The sequence below is a fragment of the Allobosea sp. OK403 genome (assembly GCF_900113835.1).
Lineage (GTDB): Bacteria > Pseudomonadota > Alphaproteobacteria > Rhizobiales > Beijerinckiaceae > Allobosea.
Map to the genome: position 1 here is coordinate 203478 of NZ_FOQV01000008.1, position 18182 is coordinate 221659.

Here is an 18182-nt window from a genome sequence, read left to right on the forward strand (position 1 = left end):
GCCACATTCACATGTTAGCGTGTGCTGAGTGGCGAAGGTTCAGGATGGTGCCCAGGCAGCTCGGAGCGACGGCATGAATGAGGCTGAACGCCGCAAGGCGTCCGATCCGATCGAGGGCATCCGGCAGCGGCTCGGTCGGCTCACAGCCGCTTCACGCCTGTCGCTTGGCTGGGAGCGGGTCTGGCCGCGGCTCTGGCTCTCGGCCGGCATCGTCCTCGCCTTCCTGGCGCTCTCCTGGTTCGGCCTGTGGACACTGCTGCCCTGGCAGGGGCGCGCGCTCGGCGTCGTGCTGTTCCTCGCCGGCCTGGTAGCGAGCCTCTGGCATGTCGCGACGACGCCGCTGCCGACCCGGCGCGACGGGCTTTCGCGGCTCGATCATTCGCTCGAAGGCAGCCATCGCCCGGCCTCCTCGCTGGAGGACAGCCTTGCCGTCGGCTCCGGAGACCCGGTCTCGCAGGCCTTGTGGAAGCTCCATGTCGAGCGCCAGAGCCGGCAGGTCGCCGGGCTCAGGCTCGCGGCCCCGCATCCGCTCATGGCCGGGCGCGACCGGCTTGCCCTGCGCGCCGTGCCGCTGCTCGCGGCGATTACCGCCTTCTTCGTCGCCGGTCATGAGGCCGGGCCGCGCCTCGGCGCGGCCTTCGACTGGCGGGGGGCTGCCTCGGCCGCGCCCGCCATCCGCATCGACGCCTGGATCGATCCGCCGGCCTATACGCGCCTGCCGCCGATTCTGATCGACTTCGCCAAGCTGGCGAGCCCCAATTTCAGCGCGCCCGAGAAATCCGTCGTCGTCGTCCGCATCGCCGGCAAGTCGGGCATGGATGTCGCGACCACGGGCCGGCTCGATGCGCTGCCGGCGACTGAGGCCAAGGAGGCGAAGCCGGCTGCGGGGACCGCCCCGGCTGTGCTGGAGAAGCGCTATGCGCTGGCCGGCAACGGCACGCTGCGGCTCACCGGCAGCGGCGCGCCCAATACGACGCTGCATTTGAACGCGGTGCCCGACCAGCCGCCGGAAATCAGCTTCATTGAACCGCCCAAGCCGATCACCGGCGCGCAGAGCGGCGGTCTGGGGCTGAGCTATCGCGCCAAGGATGATTACGGTGTCGCCTCAGTTGAGGTTCTGGTCTCGCGGCCGGGCTCGTCCTCGACCGGACGTTCGCTGGTCGAGCCGCCCAAGCAGTCGCTCAGTACACCCTCTTCGCCGACCGGCGAGGAGGAGATGAAGAGCACGGTCGATTTCTCGGCCCATCCCTGGGCCGGCGCCAAGGTCAGGATGACGCTGGTCGCGCGTGACGATGCCGGCCAGGAGGGCCATAGCGAGCCGATCGAGGTCACGCTGCCGCAGCGCACCTTCACCAAGCCGCTCGCCAAGTCCCTGGTCGAACAGCGCCGCAAGCTGGTCATGGATGTCGAGGCCCGGAGCAAGGTCCAGCTCGCCATGGACGCGCTGCTGATCGAGCCCGAACTGTTCATGAAGGAGACCGGCGTCTATCTCGGCATGCGGATGATCGCCGAGCGACTGCGCCGTTCGGCCAGCGACGACCAATTGCGCGACGTCGCCGACCTGATGTGGGCGATGGCGCTGCAGCTCGAGGATGGCGACCTGTCCGACGCCGAGCGCGCCTTGCGGGCGGCACAGGAAAACCTCCAGCAGGCGCTGGAGCGCGGCGCCTCCGAGGAGGAGATCAAGAAGCTCACCGAGGAGATGCGGCGGGCGATGGACCGCTTCATGCGCCAGCTCGCCGAGCAGATGCAGCGCCAGCTGCAGAATGGTGATCAGAAATCGGCGCAGCTGCCGGAGAATTTCCGTTCGGTGACGCCGCGCGACCTACAGAACATGCTCGATCGCATCGAGGAGCTCTCGAAACGCGGCGACATGGCCGAGGCGCAGCGCCTGATGGAAGAGCTCAACCAGATGCTCAACAATCTCCAGATGGCGCGCCCCGGCCAGCAGGACCAGCGCCAGCGCGAGATGAACCAGGCGCTGGGCGAGCTCGACAAGATGACGCGCGAGCAGCAGGGGCTGCGCGACGAGACCTATCAACAGGAGCAACAGCGCCAGAACCGGACCCAGCGCGGGCAGCGCCCCGGACAGCAGCAGGCGCGCCCCGGCCAGGGGCAACGCCAGCAGGGGCAGCAGGGCCAGCGTGGGCAGCGCGGCCAGCAGCCCGGCCAACAACCCGGCGATCAGGGCGAGGGCGAAGAGGGACAGGATGGCGAGGGCCAGCAGGGGCAGGGGCAAGGCCAGAGCCTGTCCGAGCGCCAGCAGGCGCTGCGCGAGCGTCTGCAGGAATTGCAGCGGCGCATGCAAGGTATGGGCGCCCCCAGCCAGAGCGAACTTGGCGAGGCCGAAGACGCGATGCGCGAGGCCGAGGGCCAGCTCGGCCAGGGCCAGGGTGAAGGCGCGCTCGAATCACAAGGGCGGGCCTTGGAAGCCCTGCGCAAGGGCGGCCAGAATCTCGCCCAGCAGATGCAGGGCCAGCCCGGCGAGGGTGACGGCACCGAGGGCGCCTTCGGCGAGCCCGATGGCCGCCCGGCCGGGCGGCCATCGGCGCAGCAGCGTGGCCGTGAGGATCCTCTGGGCCGGCCGCAGCGCCAGCGCGACTGGGCCGATGGCCGCGTCCGCGTACCCGGCGCCGATGAGAGCGCGACGCAGCGCGCCCGCCGCATCCTGGACGAGTTGAGGCGGCGTCTCGGCGACCCGTCGCGGCCGAGCGAGGAACTCGACTATCTGGAGCGCCTGCTCAGGCGGAATTGAGCTCTTCCGGAACCTCGACGCAGAACCCTCTCCACCCCAAGTCGGATGTTTCCGACTTGGGCCACTCTAGCTGCCAATCTCGGGCAAGCCCGAGATTGGTGGGAGAGGGCAGGGTGAGGGGTCGGCCGTTTGACGCTTTGGCCGTGACCTCACCGCTGCGTTGCTGTGAGGACATCACGTAACTGGTCCAGGGGCCTACACCTCACCCCTGCCCGTCTCACTGAACTCGGGCCTGCCCGAGTTCAGCACCTGGAGTGTCGAAGTCGGGTAAACCCGACTTCGATGCAGGAGAGGGGTTCCCCGCGCGCTTTTCTCAAGCGGGGCGCCGTTCCCAGCTCGCCACCAGCGCCCCGACCACGATCAGCAGGCAGGACGCCGCCAAGAGCCAGCTTGCGGGCGCATAGCCGGCGATCACCAGGATGATCGTCGAGAGCACCGGGGCGGCGTAGGAGGCGACGCCGAGCAGGGCGACGTCGCCTTTCTTCATGCCGATGTCCCAGACGACGAAGGCAAGCCCGATCGCTCCGAGGCCGAGCCCGAGCACGCCGCCCCATTCGACTGATGTCAGCGACCACAGGGTCGTCTCAAAGACGAAATGGCAGGCGAAGGCGGGGATCGCGCAGCCGAGCATGGTGATGCTCAGGCTCTCGGAAGGCACGGTGCTGAACCGGCGCGAGAGCACGGAATAGCTCGCCCAGACAAAGGCGCCGAGCGCCGCCAGCCCATGGCCGAGCGAGATGCCGCCGCCGGTGCCGAGGCCGCCCGAGATCAATAATGCGGTTGCTGCGAGCCCGATCAGCGCGCCGATGAGGTGGCGCGGTTTCAATCGGCCGCCCGGCAGCAGGGCGGCGAACAGCACGATCAGCAGCGGCCAGAGATAATGGATCAGGTTGGCCTCGGCCGCCGGCGCGGTCTTCATCGCGGCATAATAGAGCGCCGTGTCGCCGAAGGGCCCGTAGAGCCCGAGCGCGAAGGAGGCCGGGGTCGGCATGACGCGGCGCAGTTCTCCGCGCGCCGCGGCAATAGTGAGGATCAGCAGCCCGCCGATGACGAAGGTCATGCCGACGAGCTGGAATGGCGGCACCCGGCCGGACATGGCGGCGAACAGCGCCAGCGTCGACCAGAGCAGGATGGCGATGAAGCCGGTGAGAGTGGCGCTGCGGGAGGACATGGTTCGGGAGGACATGGCTCGGCGGGACTTGGCTCGGCAAGACTTGGCTGCGGATCGAAGGAATCTTGCGCTCGCGATATCAGCTTCGGCGGCAAATGCCGATGGGGCGGCAAATACTGATGGGAGCCACCGAAGATGGCTCTCTTGCAGCGCAGCACGGCCTGGGCGCGATAGGCGCCATGCTCTGAGCGCCGCGCCGGAATGTTGACCGCGCGCCTGCGCGAGATCATGCGTCAGTCATGACCACGATCCCGATGCCCACTGCTGCTGCGCGGCGCCCGTTGCTTCCGGTGCTGCTGGCGCTGAGCCTGGCCCATCTGCTGAACGACCTCGTGCAGTCGATGATCCCGGCGCTGTATCCGTTGATCAAGGAGGCCTACCAGCTCGACTTCCTCCAGGTCGGCTTCATCACGCTGGCCTTCCAGGTGACGTCGTCGCTGCTGCAGCCGCTGCTCGGCTACGTAACCGACCGCAAGCCCTGGCCCTATGCGATGGTCGCCGGCATGTGCGGGACGCTGGTCGGGCTGCTGCTGCTCTCCCATGCGCACAGCTATACGGTAGTGCTGATCGGCGCTGCGCTGATCGGGCTTGGGTCCGCCGTGTTCCACCCCGAGGCGACGCGCATGGCGCGCCATGCGGCGGCCGGCAGGCAGGGGCTGGCGCAGGGCGTCTTCCAGGTCGGCGGCCATATCGGGTACGCGACCGGCCCGCTGCTGGCCGCGGCCATCGTGGTGCCGCGCGGGCAGGAAAGCCTGTCCTGGTTCTCCGGAGTAGTGCTCGTCGCCATGCTGGTGATGGGCTGGCTCGGCGCGCGCTATTCGGCGCTGCGTCGCGACCAGAAATCGTCCGAGGACCATGCCGAGGATATCGCCAGCCACGGCCTGCCGAAGGCGAAGGTCATCCTGGCGATGACGATGCTGATCGTGCTGCTGATGTCGAAGAACGGCTACACCTCGGCTTTCAGCTCCTATTACACCTTCTACCTGATCGAGCGCTTCGGCATCGAGATCCAGCTCTCGCAGATCATGCTGTTCCTCTATCTCGTCGTCGGCGCGCTCGGCGTGATCGTCGGCGGGGTGATCGGCGACAGGATCGGTCGCTACCGCGTGATCTGGCTCTCGATCCTGGGCTCGCTGCCCTTCGCGCTGATGCTGCCCTATGCCGATCTGTTCTGGACCGGCGCGCTCAGCATCGTCATCAGCTTCATCATGGCGAGCGCCTTCTCGGCGATCCTGATCTATGCGATCGACCTCGTGCCGCACCGCATTGGTCTCGTCGGCGGGCTGTTCTACGGCCTCTCCTTTGGCCTGGGCGGCATCGCCGCGGCGGGGATCGGCGCACTCGCCGACCAGATCGGCATCGTCAGGGTGTTCGGTCTCTGCGCCTGGCTGCCGGCTGTCGGGCTGCTCGCCATGTTCCTGCCGCGTGCCCGGCCGGCGGTTGCCTGATCGCCGCCGTGGGCAAGCGAGCCCGGATTTGTAAGCCGTCTCGCCGGAGCCTTCAGCGTAGGCAAACCGTCACGCCACCTGCGGCCGCCAGGCGATGACGCCTTCCGTCCGCGCCCGCACCTCGGGCGAGGCCAGGCAGGTCGCGACGGCTTCAAAGCCCGGTGCGCCGGGATAGGGGGCGACGCGGCTCGGCGGGCTGTGATTGGCGGGGCAGAGGATGATCGCCTCATCGGGGCCGATAGCGGCGAGATCCAGGATCGCGCGGGAGCGTGTGAGCAGGAAGAGCGGCCTCCCGCTTGGGCCACGCCGGCGCAGATGGGTGCTCAGGGCCTCCTGCGTGGCCTGGTCCAGCCCCTGCTCGATCATATCGACGACCAGGACGGCCGGGCCCTCGGCTTGCAGCCCGGCGAGCAGGGCGATGAGAGCGTCCGACAGCAGGGCGCCATCCTCGGCGAGCCAGGCCAGGGCCTGGTCGACCCGCCGCTTCAGGGCGGGGTCGGCGTCCAGCCGGGTGTGGGCCGCTGCGCCGCCATCGGCCAAGCGATCCAGGCCGAGGAAGGCGGCGCCAGGCAAGGTCTCGGCCAGACGCAGGGCCAGCCTCGTCTTGCCGCTGCCCAGCGGCCCGATGATGTAGTTCAGCGGCCGAATGTCGCGCAATTCGAAGCGCTCTCCGCCCCAGGGCCAGGGAAGGGGGAAGGCGACGCTGAGTTCGGGAGCCGGCCCAAGCAGGCGCGCTAGCTCTCCGGCGACCGAGGCCTTGCCCTGGGCGAGGTCGCTGCGCAGCTCGTGGACCCTCGCGATCGCCCCAGTGAGCTGGCGGATCCGGTCTTCGAGCGTTGCCTGATGCGCGGCGAGCGCCGGCTCCAGGCCCTGCGGGTCGCCGCCCAGCACCCGCGCCACCTGGGCGAGGCTGAGGCCGAGCTTGCGCAGCGCCGCGATCTCGGCGGCGCGGGCCATCTGATCGGGGCCATAGACCCGCCAGCCGGCGGCGCTGCGGATGGGAGAGACCAAGCCGCGCTGCTCGTAGAGCCGCAGGGCCTTGGTGGAGACGCCGAGCCGCTCTGCGGCTTCGGAGGCGGAGAGGAATGGGGCGGAAACGCTCACGAATCACCTCGCTGTTGCGGACAGCCATGCTTATCGAGGCGGTCCCAGGGGCCGGGTCAACCGGCGGTGGCGCTTGTGACTGCCGCCGGCGCTCCATAAAGATCGTAGTCCCGCGACGCCTTAGATTCCGGAGCAACGGCCAGGTGACGATATCGACAGAAAGCTATGCACCACCGTCGGACGGCGACGTCTGGGACAGCCTTCCGCCGGCGCAGGCAGGTTTCGACGCTGCCGGCCTTGCGGCTGCCGTCGATTTCGCCAAGGCGCATGAAAGCTCCTGGCCGCGCAGCCTGTATTATCCCGATGGGCGCTATGTCGGCCTGGTCGAATGGAATGAGAGCGGGCCCTGGAGCGAAATCGTCGGCCCGGTCGGCGAGCGCGGCGGGCCGGCCGGGCTGATCGTCAAGGGTGGCCGCATCGTCGCCGAATGGGGCGATACGGCCCGCACCGACATGACCTTCTCCATCGCCAAGAGCTATATCGCCATCCTGGCCGGGCTTGCTGCCGCTGACGGGTTGATCGGCGATGTCGACGAGCCGGTGGCGAAGACAGTCGCCGGCCCCTGGTTCGAGAGCGCGCATAACCGCGCGATCACCTGGCGCCATCTGCTGCAGCAGTCGAGCGAGTGGCAGGGCGAGATCTTCGGCAAATCCGACCAGGTCGACCATAACCGCCAGATCGGGCCCGGCGCCGACAACAGCCGCAAGGGCGAGAAGCGCGCCCTCCAGCCACCCGGCAGCTACTACGAATACAATGACGTCCGGGTCAATCTGCTGGCCTATTGTCTGCTGCAGCGTTTCCGTCGGCCGCTGCCGGAGGTGCTGCGCGAGCGCATCATGGACCCGATCGGGGCCTCGCAGGGTTGGCGCTGGCAGGGCTATGACAACGCCTTCGTCGAGATCGACGGGCGCCGGGTCCAGTCCGTGCCGGGCGGCGGCCATTGGGGCGGCGGGCTCTTCATCGGCGCGCGCGACCATGCCCGGGTCGGCCTGCTGGTGGCGCGCGGCGGGGTATGGGGCGGCCGCGAATTGCTGTCGCCGGCCTGGATCGAGGCGATGCTCACGCCCTCGCCGACGCTCGCCAATTACGGCTATCTCTGGTGGCTGAACCGGGGTGCGGCGGCCAAGCCCGGCGTGCCGACAACGGCGGTCTTCGCGCTCGGCGCCGGGGTCAATGCGATCTGGCTCGACCCGGCGCAGGATCTCGTCGCGGTGCTGCGCTGGATAGACAAGACGGCGCTCGACGGCTTCGTCGACCGCCTCATCGCCGCGATCCGGTGAGCGGACCAACAGAGCAGTTTTGTGCGTTTTCGAGTGAACCGGTATCCATTTCGCTCGAAAACGCTCTAATCGAAGGTTTTTCGGCATGGACCAGTCTTCACGGCGTTTCGGGCGCTACGATATCGCCATCCTGCACGATGGCGTTTTCCAGGCACCGGCGGATGTCCTGATCCATGCCGGAGGCGACGAGGCGCGAAAGCACGCCCTCGCAGGCTGGGGCAAATCCGCCCTTAGCGTCGATGTGAACTGCTTCCTGCTGCGGGATGCTTCTGGGATCACCCTCGTCGATGCCGGAACAGGCCCCTCCTGGGGCGATGCTTTCGGCCATGCCCGCGCGGCGCTCGAAGCTGCGGGTGTGACGCCGGACCAGGTCCAGCGCGTCCTGATCAGCCATCTCCATGGCGATCACGCGCTGGGTCTCTTCGACGGGGACGCGCCCTATTTCCCACAAGCCGAGATCTGGGTTCCGCAGGTCGAGCTGGCCTTCTTCACCGACGAGCAGGCGCGCGAAGCGCTGCCGGCGTCGCGGCGGAGCGGCTTCGTGATCGCGGCGAAGCTGCAAAGCCTTTATGGCGGTCGCATCCGCAGCTTCGACGAAGGCGAGATCCTGCCGGGCATCGCCGCGCGCACCTTGCCGGGACACACGCCCGGCCATACCGGCTTCATCGTGCAGGATGCGCAGCACAGCCTGCTGCTCTGGGGCGATCTCGTGCATGTTGAGGATCTCCAGCCCGGAGATCCCGATGTCGGGCTCGTCTACGACCTCGATCCGGCGGCGGCCGCCCGCAGCCGTCACATCATCCTGAAGGAGGCGGCCCGAGACGGCTGGATCGTCTCGGGAGGGCATATAACCGGTTTCCAGCGGTTGGAGGCTGTTGGAGACAGCTATCGGCTCGTGCCGGCCTGAGCCCGAGGGCGTACCTGGCTTGAACCGAGCGCTAGCTTCCCATGGGAGGCCGCGCTTGCCGCAGTGCGAGCCAGCGCGGCATAATCAAAAGCCTTGAACCCCGATGATGGTCCCGCTTCATTGCCAAGTGACACGCCCGTTCCGCGCGCCCAGAGACCGACTTTCCTCGATTGCGAGGCCGTCACCATCGATGCCGTGCCGCGAGGCGCGATCGCCGTGATCGGCCTTCCCGGTGCGACGCCCTATGCCGGGAATGGCGCCCATAGCGCGGGCGCCCCGGCGGCGATCCGGGCAGCGAGCGCACGCCATGCCGCCCGCCGGACACATTACGATTTCGATCTGGGCGCGCCGCTGGTGGCGCCGGACACGGTTCTGGTCGATTGCGGCGATCTTGCCTTCGACGATACCGATTTCGGCGGCAATCGCGCGAGGATCGAGGCGGCTTTTGCGACGCTGCTAGGCCGTGGCGCGCGGCCCCTTCTGCTGGGTGGCGACGACAGTGTCCAGATCCCTGCGCTGCGCGCTTTTGCTGCGCATGGTGGGATCACGCTGTTGCAGATCGATGCGCATATCGATTGGCGCGACGAGGTCGAGGGGGAGCGCTTCGGGCCCTCGAGCACGATCCGACGGGCCTCCGAAATGGCGGGCATTGGGGCAATCGTTCAAGTCGGAGGCCGGGGTATCGGTAGCGCCCGGGAATCGGATGTGGCAGATGCCGTCGCGGCGGGAGCGCGACTGGTCGATATGCGTACACTACGCGCCAAAGGGCTCGCTTATGCCGCCGAACAGGTGCCGGAAGGCCAACCGATCGTTGTGTGTTGCGATGTCGATGGGCTGGACCCCACGGTGATCCCCGGTGTTGTCGGTCGGGCGCCGGGCGGGCTGGGTTATGGCGACATTGTGGAGCTCCTGCACGGTGTCGCCGCTCGCGCGCCGATCGTCGGCTTCAACCTCGTCGAGTTCACCCCTCAACACGATCTCGGCGATCTCGGAGCCAGGACCGTCTGCCGCCTGGCGATGCTGGGGGCGGGTTTTCTGGCTATGAGCGAACGGGCACGATCGCCGCGATGATAGGCGACTGTGCCGCACCGTCACAGCGCGTGCTTCAGAATCGCCGCCGCCGCCCCGGCAAGGATGAGCGCCAGCGTCGTCGTGAGCGCCATGCCGCCGAGATAGGCGCCCAGGGCTTGCGCGGCGGGCACTTGCGCGGCGGGTAGACCATCCCGCTGCGGCCCGGCCATGCGGCTGAACGGTGCCGGCCCCCGGCCGGTGGTGCGGATATGAGAGCGGGCGTTCATAGCGCTGCTGCTTGCGGCAGGCTGTCGAGCAGCGGCCGCGCGAGATGCAGGATCTCGTAGCTCGTGCCGCCCTCGTTTCCGCTCGGCTCCTGCTCGGACAGCAGCAGCCGGGTGAGCGTCCAGTTTGCCGTATCGACGCCGATTGTGGCCGCGACCGTGCCGGGCCGGCTGGCGAGAGCCCGGTTCAATTCGATCTCTCCAGTGAAAATCGCGGTGAGGTCGGCATCGGGCGGGATGAGAAGATCCTCCCGGTAAGCGAAGCGGGCCTCGCGCCCGGTTCCCTTGCGGGCGTCGAGGGCAAAACGCGTCTGGATCTCGGCGCGCCCAAAACTCTCGGTCACGACCTTGTAGCGGCCGCTGACGAGGAATTCGCGGAAGGCCTCGTCCTGACGCCAGAGATAGAGCGAGGAGTAGTTGTTCGCGATCGCGCCATGGCGGCCTGCCTCACGCAGCAGGAAGCCCTTGAAATAGAGCTCGGGCACGGCGTCCCAGAGCGGACCGCGCTCCCTGGCTCTGGCGCGGATCAACCCGATGTCATGGTTGGCCGGCAGGCGATGGGTGTAATGCGCGATGATCATCACGGGGCTCCTTCTTGATCTCCGGAAGGTAGCGAGGCCTTGATGACAAGAAAATCATATGAGATCATATTTCAATGATTTCACTTTGAAATGCATATCCGCATGAAAGCCCTCGATCTCGAAGCCGTTCAGGCCTTCGTCCTGATCGCCGATCTGAAGAGCTTCACCCGCGCCGCCGAGACGCTGGAGACGACGCAATCGGCCGTGAGCCTGAAGATCAAGCGGCTGGAGGACAGGCTCGGGCGGCGCCTGTTCGACCGGACGCCGCGCCTCGTGCGGCTCTCGGCGGAGGGCAACAGCTTTCTCGATGCAGCCCGCAAGCTGATCGCGGCCCATCAGGGTGCGCTGGGTTCCTTCACGGTGCAGCAGCAGCGACTGGTCGTCGGCATCAGCCACCATATCGTCGGCTCGGAATTGCCCACTTTGCTGCGTCGCATGAAGGATGCCGAGCCGGGCCTCGTGATCGAGATGCGCCTTGGCTCGTCGCGGCAGACCCTCGATGATTTCGATCGCGGCGCGCTGGATGCGGCGATCGTGCTGCGCCACGACAACAAGCGTCGCGATGGCGACGTCATCTTCGAGGAGGCGTTCGGATGGATGGCGGCGCCCGATTTCGCCCATCATGCGGGCGAGCCGCTGCGGCTTGCGACCCAGGCCGAACCCTGCAGTGTCCGCAGCATGGCGGTGTCCGCGCTGGCGGAGGCCGGCGTGCCATGGACGGAGGTTTTTGTCGGCGGCGGCATCGCGACGATCGGGGCCGCAGTCTCGGCCGGCCTTGCCGTGGCGGCGCTCGGCCGGCGCGTCGCTCCCCCCGGTACGGTGGATGTCGGCAGGCCGCTTGATCTGCCGCCGCTCCCGGCGCGGGATGTGGTGCTCTATGCCAATGTCGCAGGCGCACAGGCGCGCGCCTCGCTGCGGAATTTCGTCGCCGTCATCCGCGCCTCGGCGGGCGCGCCATTGGCGTCACGGAGACCGTAGATCTGCTGTCTGAACTCGGAGCCTCCCGGCCATTCCGGGCTCAGGCCGGCGGCCTGAGCCCGGAACGACGCTGGGGCTTCCGTCTGAAGCCTCAGGCCATGTATTGCCCGCCATTGACGGCGAAGGTCGCGCCTGTCGCGAAGGCACCGTTGTCGGAGGCGAGGAAGACGACCATCTGGGCGATTTCCTCCGGCTTGCCGAGACGGCCGACCGGGATGCCGGCGACGACACGCTTCAGCGCTTCCTCGGGCATCGCGGCGACCATGTCGGTGCCGATATAGCCCGGCGTGATCGCGTTGACGGTGATGCCCTTATTGGCGTTCTCCTGGGCCAGTGCCTTGACGAAGCCGATATCGCCGGCTTTGGCGGCGGAGTAGTTGACCTGGCCCATCTGGCCCTTCTGGCCGTTGATCGAGGAGATCACGATGATGCGGCCGAAATTGCGGGCGCGCATGCCCTCGATCACGGGACGCGTCATGTTGAAGAGCGAATCGAGATTGGTGCGGATGACGGCCGACCACTGGTCCTTGGTCATCTTGTGGAAGAAGCCGTCGCGGGTGATGCCTGCATTGTTGACCAGGATGTCGATGGGGCCGAGCTCGGCCTCGACGGTGGCGATGCCCGCGGCGCAGGCGTCATAGTCGCCGACATCCCATTTATAGACCGGTATACCGGTCTCGGCCTTGAATGCGGCGGCAGCCTCGTCATTACCGGCATAGCTCGCCGCGACCTTGTGGCCGACCTCTTTCAAGGCCTTGCTGATCGCTGCGCCGATGCCGCGCGTGCCCCCTGTGACCAAAGCGACCTTCGACATTCCTGTCTCCTCCCTCTTGGCGGCGTGAGCGCCGCGCTATTGTTCTGCAAGCTTCATGTCGGGCGAATAGGGCCCGTCGACATCCTTGATGATCGCTTGCCCGCAGATCACGCGTCCTTGCGTTGCGTCAAAGGCCAGGGTGGGGTGCCCGTAGAGCACCCAGCCTTGGCTTAGAGCCTCCGAGACCCGATGACAGAATGCGGCGTCATCGGGGCCGGTGAGATAGCGGTAGAGCGTCGTCTGCCTCGCCATGCGCAGGGCTCAGCGCTCGACCGCGAGCGCCACGCCCATGCCGCCGCCGATGCAGAGTGTCGCCAAGCCCTTCTTGGCGTCGCGCTTGGCCATTTCGTGCAGCAGCGTCACCAGAACGCGCGCGCCGGATGCGCCGATCGGATGGCCGATCGCGATCGCGCCGCCATTGACGTTGACGATGTCGGTGTTCCAGCCGAGGTCCTTGTTGACCGCCAGCGCCTGCGCCGCGAAGGCCTCGTTGGCCTCGACGAGATCGAGATCACCGACGCTCCAGCCGGCCCGCTCCAGCGCCTTGCGCGTCGCCGGGATCGGACCCGAACCCATGATCGCCGGGTCGACACCTGCGGTCGCCCAGGAGGCGATGCGGGCGAGCGGCGTCAGGCCGCGCCTGGCGGCTTCCTTGGCGCTCATCAGCACGAGCGCGGCGGCGCCGTCATTGAGGCCCGAGGCGTTGCCGGCGGTAACGGTGCCCTCCTTCGAGAAGGCGGGGCGCAACTTGGCCATGGCTTCGAGCGTCGCGCCATGGCGGGGATACTCGTCGTCGGAGACGATGATGTCGCCCTTGCGGCCAGGAATGGTGAAGGGAACGATCTCGTCCTTGAAGCGGCCGGCCTTCTGGGCGGCCTCGGCCTTGTTCTGCGAGCCGACGGCGAACTTGTCCTGCTCCTCGCGGCTGATCTGCCATTTGGTCGCGACGTTCTCGGCGGTGGTGCCCATATGGTAGCCGTGGAAGGCGTCCCAGAGCCCGTCCTTGATCATCGTGTCGACGAACTTCATGTCTCCCATCTTGGTGCCGTTGCGCAGATGCGCGCCATGCTGCGACATCGACATCGATTCCTGGCCGCCGGCGACGATGATGTCGGCATCGCCATTGACGATCTGCTGCAGGCCGATGGCCACTGCGCGCAGGCCGGAGCCGCAAAGCTGGTTGAGGCCCCAGGCGGTCGCCTCCTGCGGAATGCCCGCCGCCATCGCGGCCTGGCGGGCCGGGTTCTGGCCCTGACCGGCGGTCAGGATCTGGCCCATGATGACCTCGTCGACCTCGGCCCCATCGACCTTGGCGCGGGCGAGCGCTTCCTTGATCGCGGCGGCGCCGAGCTCATGGGCCGGAGTGTTGGCGAAGGCGCCGTTGAAGGCGCCGACGGCGGTGCGCGCTGCGCCGACGATGACGATGTCCGTATCAGCCATGGGAGAGATCCTCGCTGTTGTCGGACGGTCCGCTCTCACGCCGGGCCGCCTGGTTCGTCGAGTACCTTCGAAGCCTGTCGCGCTTGCGTCAAGTCAGGCGAAAGGCGCGCTTGCCGGGATTCGACCGGTCCGTCACGCTCCGCCTGCTGCAAAGACGGGCAGAACCGTCATGCTTTAGTCTTGTTTTTGCGCTGCACGCTCAAAAAACTTGCGACAAACCACTGAGCGGCTATCGTCAGGAGGAATTCGTTCCGTTTGGTCCGCTGCGGGTTTCGCGGCAGGAGCCGAACCAACGTCATGTAGGGTACTGATGGCTAGCGAAAAAGAACCGACCGTCATCAAGAAATACGCCAATCGGCGACTCTACCATACCGGTACGAGCTCTTACGTCACGTTGGAGGATCTGGCCGGCCTCGTGCGCGGCGGAGAGGATTTCGTCGTCTATGACGCGAAGTCCGGCGAGGACATCACGCGCTCCGTCCTGGCCCAGATCATCTTCGACGAGGAGGCCAAGGACGGGCAGAACCTGCTGCCGATCGCCTTCCTGCGGCAGCTCATCCGCTTCTATGGCGACAGCATGCAGGCGCTGGTGCCGCGCTATCTCGAATTCTCGATGGACCATCTGACCAAGGACCAGGGTCAGTTCCGCGAGCAGATGACCAAGGCCTTCACGGGCGGGGCCTTCGGTACCGGTGCGATGGATGCGCTCCAGCAGCAGACGCGGGCCAATATGGCGCTGTTCACCGACGCCTTCCGCATGTTCAACCCCTTCGCTGCCGCGGCAGCCGCCGCCAAGGCGAAGGAGGAGGGCACTGCCGCCCCGGCCAAGGGCGACGATCTCGGCGACCTCAAGCGCGAGCTCGGCGAGATGCGCGAGCGCCTGGACAAGCTCACCAAGTCGAAGTGAGGCGGACTTAGAGTATCGGCCCGAAAAGTGGGAACCGGTTTTCGGGACATGCCGATGCCAAGTCAAAGCCCTAAAGCATCAGACCGGATACCGTATCCGGTCTGATGCTTTAGGGCCCGCGCTCAGCCGGCCACGCGCTTGGGCGACCCAGCCTGGGCCTTCGGCCGGATCTCGGCCTTGCCGATCAGGTGACCCTGCAGATAGGTCACCCCCCAATCAGTCAGCATCGTCGCCTGCAATTCGTCATCGACCCATTCGGCGACGGTCTCGACGCCGAGATGGCGGGCGAGGTCGATCAGCGTGCGCACATAGAAGCGATCGTCGGTCGAGCGGCGCAGATTCTGGGTGAAAGCGCCGTCGAGCTTGAGGATGTCGATCGGGAAGGCGCGCAGGTGCCTGAGCGAGGTGTGGCCCGCGCCGAAATCGTCGATCGCAATGCGCGCGCCCTGATCCTTGATCTTGCCCAGCAGCTTGGTGATCCGCACGGGGTCCTCGATCGTCGCCGTCTCCGTAACCTCGACGATCAGGCGCTTGGCCACGCCGCGCGCGGCATTGGTGCAGGCAAGGAAGGCGTCGAGCCATTCCGGATCGGCAAGCGAGCGCGGCGAGACATTGACCGAGAGCGACAGCTCGGGATCGCCGACGAGCATGTCGACGGCAAGCTCGAGGACGCGGTGGTCGAACAGGCGGATCAGGCCGCGGCGCTCCAGCAGCGGAATCAACTCGGCGGGGGAGAAGAAGAGACCGTTCTCGCCTTGGCCGACCCGCAGCAGCGCCTCATGGAAGGCGGTGTCGCGCTGGCGGGCGCGGACGATCGGTTGCAGCGCAAGCTGCACGCGCCGTTCGTTCAGGGCGGCCACTGCCTGCAGGTCAAAACCCTGTTGCGCCACGGCGGGTTCACGCATGTCGCTGCGCTTGGCGATGACGGCGGTGTCTATCGCGCCGGCCTTGGCGTTGGCGAGCGCATTCTCGGCGCCGGCGACCAAAGGTCCCGCATGGCTTGAGAGGGTGGGCGCAATCGCTGCGCCGACGCGCAGGCGCACCAGGGCGATTCCGCGCGCGGTCTCGATGGCTGACTGGGCCACCGCCTTGATGAAGCGGCGTGCCGCCGCCTCGACCTGATTCTGCGGGCAGCCGGTGAGCAGGATGGCGAAGCGGTTGCCGGAATAGCGCACGAGGTGGTCGCGCCGGCGCATCACCGAGCGCAGGCGTTCCTGCACCACGCTGATGATCTCGTCGGTCGCCTCATGGCCGAAATCGTCGTTGAGGCGGGTCAGTTCGTCGATCGCCGCGATGAGCACGACGACGACGCGCTCAGCTGGCAGATGCTCGGCCAGAGCCTGTTCGACGCGCTCGACCAATGAGGTGCGGTCGCAGAGTTCGCCATTGCTGGCGCCGAGCTCTTCAGGCTTCACCGCGCGCTCCAGGCGCAGCACGCCGCGCGCGCTGGCAGGGCGGCCATCGATGCCGGCGAACCAGCGGCCGGCATCCTCGATCCACATCTTGCGGCCGGCGAGGTCGGCGGCGTAGCGGGTGCGGTAGACCACGCCGTCGCCCTGGTCCTGGCCGCTGGCGGAGAAAATCGCATCGTAGCGGCTGCGTCCGCTTCCGGGCTCGACCAGGCCGGCGAAGGAGAGGCCGCGGTTCATGACCGCGTCGGAGACGCCGGCGAGAACTTCATGCGCATTGGGGCCCCAGGTCAGGGCGTCATGGACGATGTCCCAAGCGTAGACGACCTCGCCGATCGAGGAGAGCAGGCTGCGCGGATCGATGTGGCAGTCGTCGCGGGGGCTGAGGATCGACGGCGCAGGCATCGGACGGGGCCTCAATGGGGCTGTTCGAACGATGCGGAGCGATGCCGTCTCGTCCTGGCCCGGGCGGATCGGGGAAATGTTTCGAAACGATGCGGCTTTCAGCCTTAACGCGCCGTTAAGTTTGGCTGTAACTTTGCAAATTCAGCTCCAAGACTGGGCCCAATGTTTCGGAGCGGGACATGACGGATTTCGACGATCATAGCCGCAGCCGCGCCCCGTTCGCGGTCGATTCCGCATCCGATCTTGCCATGGTGCTGCTGCAGCTCGCGGCCTGCCGGGCCGAGATCGGCCCCTTCGCCCGGTCCGGGCGGGAGACGCCGCAAGAGGCGGCGCGCGTCTATGAGGCGGCCCGAACCTCCAAGGCGACCCCGATTTTCAGGGATCGCAGGCCGATGCGCCTCTGACCGCCGAGTTCGTATTCCCGAGTTCGTATTCCAAAGAAAAAGCCGGCCTCGCGGCCGGCTTGTTTCGTTAGCGTCGGGCGCAGGGCCGGGCGCTTGGCATTGAGGCGATCAGGCCTCGGCCTTGACCTTCAGGACCTGGCGGCCGCGATACATGCCGCTCTTCAGATCGACATGATGCGGGCGGCGCAGTTCGCCGGAGTTCTTGTCTTCGATATAGGTGGGCTGCTTCAGCGCGTCGGCCGAGCGGCGCATGCCACGCTTCGACGGCGACGTCTTTCTCTTCGGAACGGCCATAGTAATCTCCATCGTGCCGCCGTCCGGAAGCGCTTGGCTCAAGGCCGCGCTGCCGTCACGACGACGGATCAATCTCGTGAGGCGTTGCCCATACACGCTGCGGCGCGCGCTGGCTAGAGCGGGATGTGAAAAAGTCGCGAGTCCGCCTGTGAATTTGAGTCCATAGCCTCCGGATCAGTCCATGTCCTCCTCGCCCTCGGGCACCGCGCAGTTGGCGAGCGCACCCAATTGTCCGACGCGGCGCTGCACGCGCGCCGCCCCTGCCTGCAGGCTGCGGCTCGGCCGGCCGGGGTCGCGCGCGCTCGGATTCGGCAGGGCGGCGGCGAGCCTGGAGGCCTCCGACCCGGTCAGCCCTGCCGCCGATTTCTTGAAATAATGCTGTGCCGCGGCCTCTGCGCCGAATAGCCCATCGCCCCATTCGGCGACGTTGAGATAGACTTCGATGACGCGTTGCTTCGGCCAGGCGAGGTCGATCGCCAGCGCCAGCGGGATCTCCAGCGCCTTGCGGATGTAGGAGCGGCCGGGCCAGAGGAAGAGGTTCTTGGCGGTCTGCATGGTCAGGGTCGAAGCGCCTCGGCTGGGCCCGTCCTCATCGTCGAGCACGGTGTTGAGCTCGATCCAGTCGACGCCGGAATGGGCGCAGAAGCGCTGGTCCTCGGCGGCGATCACGGAGCGGATCAGGGCCGAGGAAATCTGATCGAGCGGCACCCATTGCCGTTCGACCGGCTGCAGGGTCAGCCAGCGCGCGATCATCAGGGTCGATGGCGCCGGGATGAAGCGATAGAGCAGGAGACCGAGCCCCAGCACGATCAGCAGGCCGAGGACGAGCCGGCTGATCCAGCGAATCAGGCGCGCGAAAAACCCGCGCCGCGCCGTCCGCTCTCCTGCCGCCATGCGCTTATGTCCCCTTGGTTTGCTGTCCCTTGGCTTGACGGTGCCGGCCGGCTCCGGCAATCGAGGCGCTCATCACTTGGTAAGGGCAGGCTTCAT

At 67.2% G+C, this 18182-nt stretch carries 18 protein-coding genes; 8 read left to right on the forward strand and 10 right to left on the reverse strand.

Annotated features, from left to right (window positions below):
* Window positions 1-73 precede the first annotated feature (73 nt).
* Window positions 74-2755, forward strand: a complete 2682-nt coding sequence (locus BMZ97_RS23090; RefSeq protein WP_092175207.1) for a TIGR02302 family protein — start codon at window positions 74-76, stop codon at window positions 2753-2755.
* A 313-nt stretch (window positions 2756-3068) separates the two neighbouring features.
* Here the strand turns inward: BMZ97_RS23090 and BMZ97_RS23095 are convergent, their stop codons facing one another.
* On the reverse strand, window positions 3069-3926 hold the full coding sequence (locus BMZ97_RS23095; protein ID WP_092175210.1) for an aromatic amino acid exporter YddG: 858 nt from the start codon (window positions 3924-3926) through the stop codon (window positions 3069-3071).
* Between the two features lie 239 nt (window positions 3927-4165).
* On the opposite strand from BMZ97_RS23095, the gene BMZ97_RS23100 reads away from it, so the two are divergent.
* Window positions 4166-5374, forward strand: coding sequence for an MFS transporter (locus tag BMZ97_RS23100; RefSeq protein WP_210188316.1), 1209 nt, complete (start codon window positions 4166-4168; stop codon window positions 5372-5374).
* Between the two features lie 69 nt (window positions 5375-5443).
* Here BMZ97_RS23100 and BMZ97_RS23105 read toward each other — a convergent pair whose 3' ends face one another.
* Complete coding sequence (locus BMZ97_RS23105; RefSeq protein WP_092175213.1) at window positions 5444-6478, reverse strand: MerR family transcriptional regulator; 1035 nt, start codon at window positions 6476-6478, stop codon at window positions 5444-5446.
* 143 nt (window positions 6479-6621) lie between these two features.
* On the opposite strand from BMZ97_RS23105, the gene BMZ97_RS23110 reads away from it, so the two are divergent.
* From BMZ97_RS23110 to BMZ97_RS23120, 3 genes are all read left to right on the forward strand, one after another.
* On the forward strand, window positions 6622-7758 hold the full coding sequence (locus BMZ97_RS23110) for a serine hydrolase domain-containing protein (protein ID WP_244546557.1): 1137 nt from the start codon (window positions 6622-6624) through the stop codon (window positions 7756-7758).
* A gap of 85 nt (window positions 7759-7843) precedes the next feature.
* Window positions 7844-8665, forward strand: coding sequence for an AidB family quorum-quenching N-acyl homoserine lactonase (locus tag BMZ97_RS23115; RefSeq protein WP_092175218.1), 822 nt, complete (start codon window positions 7844-7846; stop codon window positions 8663-8665).
* 120 nt (window positions 8666-8785) lie between these two features.
* Entirely contained in the window at window positions 8786-9736 is a 951-nt protein-coding gene (locus BMZ97_RS23120; RefSeq protein ID WP_175525688.1) for an arginase family protein, read from the forward strand.
* Between the two features lie 20 nt (window positions 9737-9756).
* Here the strand turns inward: BMZ97_RS23120 and BMZ97_RS23125 are convergent, their stop codons facing one another.
* Window positions 9757-9963 (reverse strand): hypothetical protein, encoded by a 207-nt coding sequence (locus BMZ97_RS23125; RefSeq protein ID WP_092175223.1) that lies wholly within the window; start codon window positions 9961-9963, stop codon window positions 9757-9759.
* A complete protein-coding gene (locus BMZ97_RS23130; RefSeq protein WP_092175225.1) occupies window positions 9960-10541 on the reverse strand; it encodes a DUF4865 family protein in 582 nt (193 codons plus the stop codon). The genes BMZ97_RS23125 and BMZ97_RS23130 overlap by 4 nt, the downstream gene beginning before the upstream one ends.
* A 102-nt stretch (window positions 10542-10643) precedes the next feature.
* On the opposite strand from BMZ97_RS23130, the gene BMZ97_RS23135 reads away from it, so the two are divergent.
* Window positions 10644-11519, forward strand: a complete 876-nt coding sequence (locus BMZ97_RS23135) for a LysR family transcriptional regulator (protein ID WP_092175428.1) — start codon at window positions 10644-10646, stop codon at window positions 11517-11519.
* Between the two features lie 91 nt (window positions 11520-11610).
* On the opposite strand, the gene phbB is transcribed toward BMZ97_RS23135, so the two are convergent.
* From phbB to BMZ97_RS23150, 3 genes are read right to left on the reverse strand one after another with little or no spacing between them, the layout of a single operon-like run.
* The gene (phbB, locus tag BMZ97_RS23140) at window positions 11611-12333 is read right to left on the reverse strand and encodes an acetoacetyl-CoA reductase (protein ID WP_092175228.1); all 723 of its coding nucleotides are present in this window, start codon (window positions 12331-12333) and stop codon (window positions 11611-11613) included.
* 36 nt (window positions 12334-12369) lie between these two features.
* The gene (locus BMZ97_RS23145) at window positions 12370-12585 is read right to left on the reverse strand and encodes a DUF1737 domain-containing protein (RefSeq protein WP_092175231.1); all 216 of its coding nucleotides are present in this window, start codon (window positions 12583-12585) and stop codon (window positions 12370-12372) included.
* Window positions 12586-12594: 9 nt separating this feature from the next.
* Entirely contained in the window at window positions 12595-13773 is a 1179-nt protein-coding gene (locus tag BMZ97_RS23150) for an acetyl-CoA C-acetyltransferase (RefSeq protein WP_092175233.1), read from the reverse strand.
* Window positions 13774-14083: 310 nt separating this feature from the next.
* Between BMZ97_RS23150 and phaR the strand changes: the two genes are divergently transcribed.
* Window positions 14084-14680 (forward strand): polyhydroxyalkanoate synthesis repressor PhaR, encoded by a 597-nt coding sequence (gene phaR / locus BMZ97_RS23155; RefSeq protein ID WP_092175236.1) that lies wholly within the window; start codon window positions 14084-14086, stop codon window positions 14678-14680.
* A gap of 122 nt (window positions 14681-14802) precedes the next feature.
* On the opposite strand, the gene BMZ97_RS23160 is transcribed toward phaR, so the two are convergent.
* On the reverse strand, window positions 14803-16494 hold the full coding sequence (locus tag BMZ97_RS23160; RefSeq protein ID WP_092175239.1) for a bifunctional diguanylate cyclase/phosphodiesterase: 1692 nt from the start codon (window positions 16492-16494) through the stop codon (window positions 14803-14805).
* A 179-nt stretch (window positions 16495-16673) separates the two neighbouring features.
* Between BMZ97_RS23160 and BMZ97_RS23165 the strand changes: the two genes are divergently transcribed.
* Window positions 16674-16898 carry a hypothetical protein gene (locus BMZ97_RS23165; RefSeq protein ID WP_092175242.1) on the forward strand — a complete coding sequence of 75 codons (225 nt, stop codon included), beginning with the start codon at window positions 16674-16676 and terminating at the stop codon, window positions 16896-16898.
* A 108-nt stretch (window positions 16899-17006) separates the two neighbouring features.
* On the opposite strand, the gene rpmF is transcribed toward BMZ97_RS23165, so the two are convergent.
* The gene (gene rpmF / locus BMZ97_RS23170) at window positions 17007-17192 is read right to left on the reverse strand and encodes a 50S ribosomal protein L32 (RefSeq protein ID WP_069688448.1); all 186 of its coding nucleotides are present in this window, start codon (window positions 17190-17192) and stop codon (window positions 17007-17009) included.
* A 174-nt stretch (window positions 17193-17366) separates the two neighbouring features.
* Entirely contained in the window at window positions 17367-18086 is a 720-nt protein-coding gene (gene mtgA / locus BMZ97_RS23175) for a monofunctional biosynthetic peptidoglycan transglycosylase (RefSeq protein WP_092175245.1), read from the reverse strand.
* Window positions 18087-18182 lie beyond the last annotated feature (96 nt).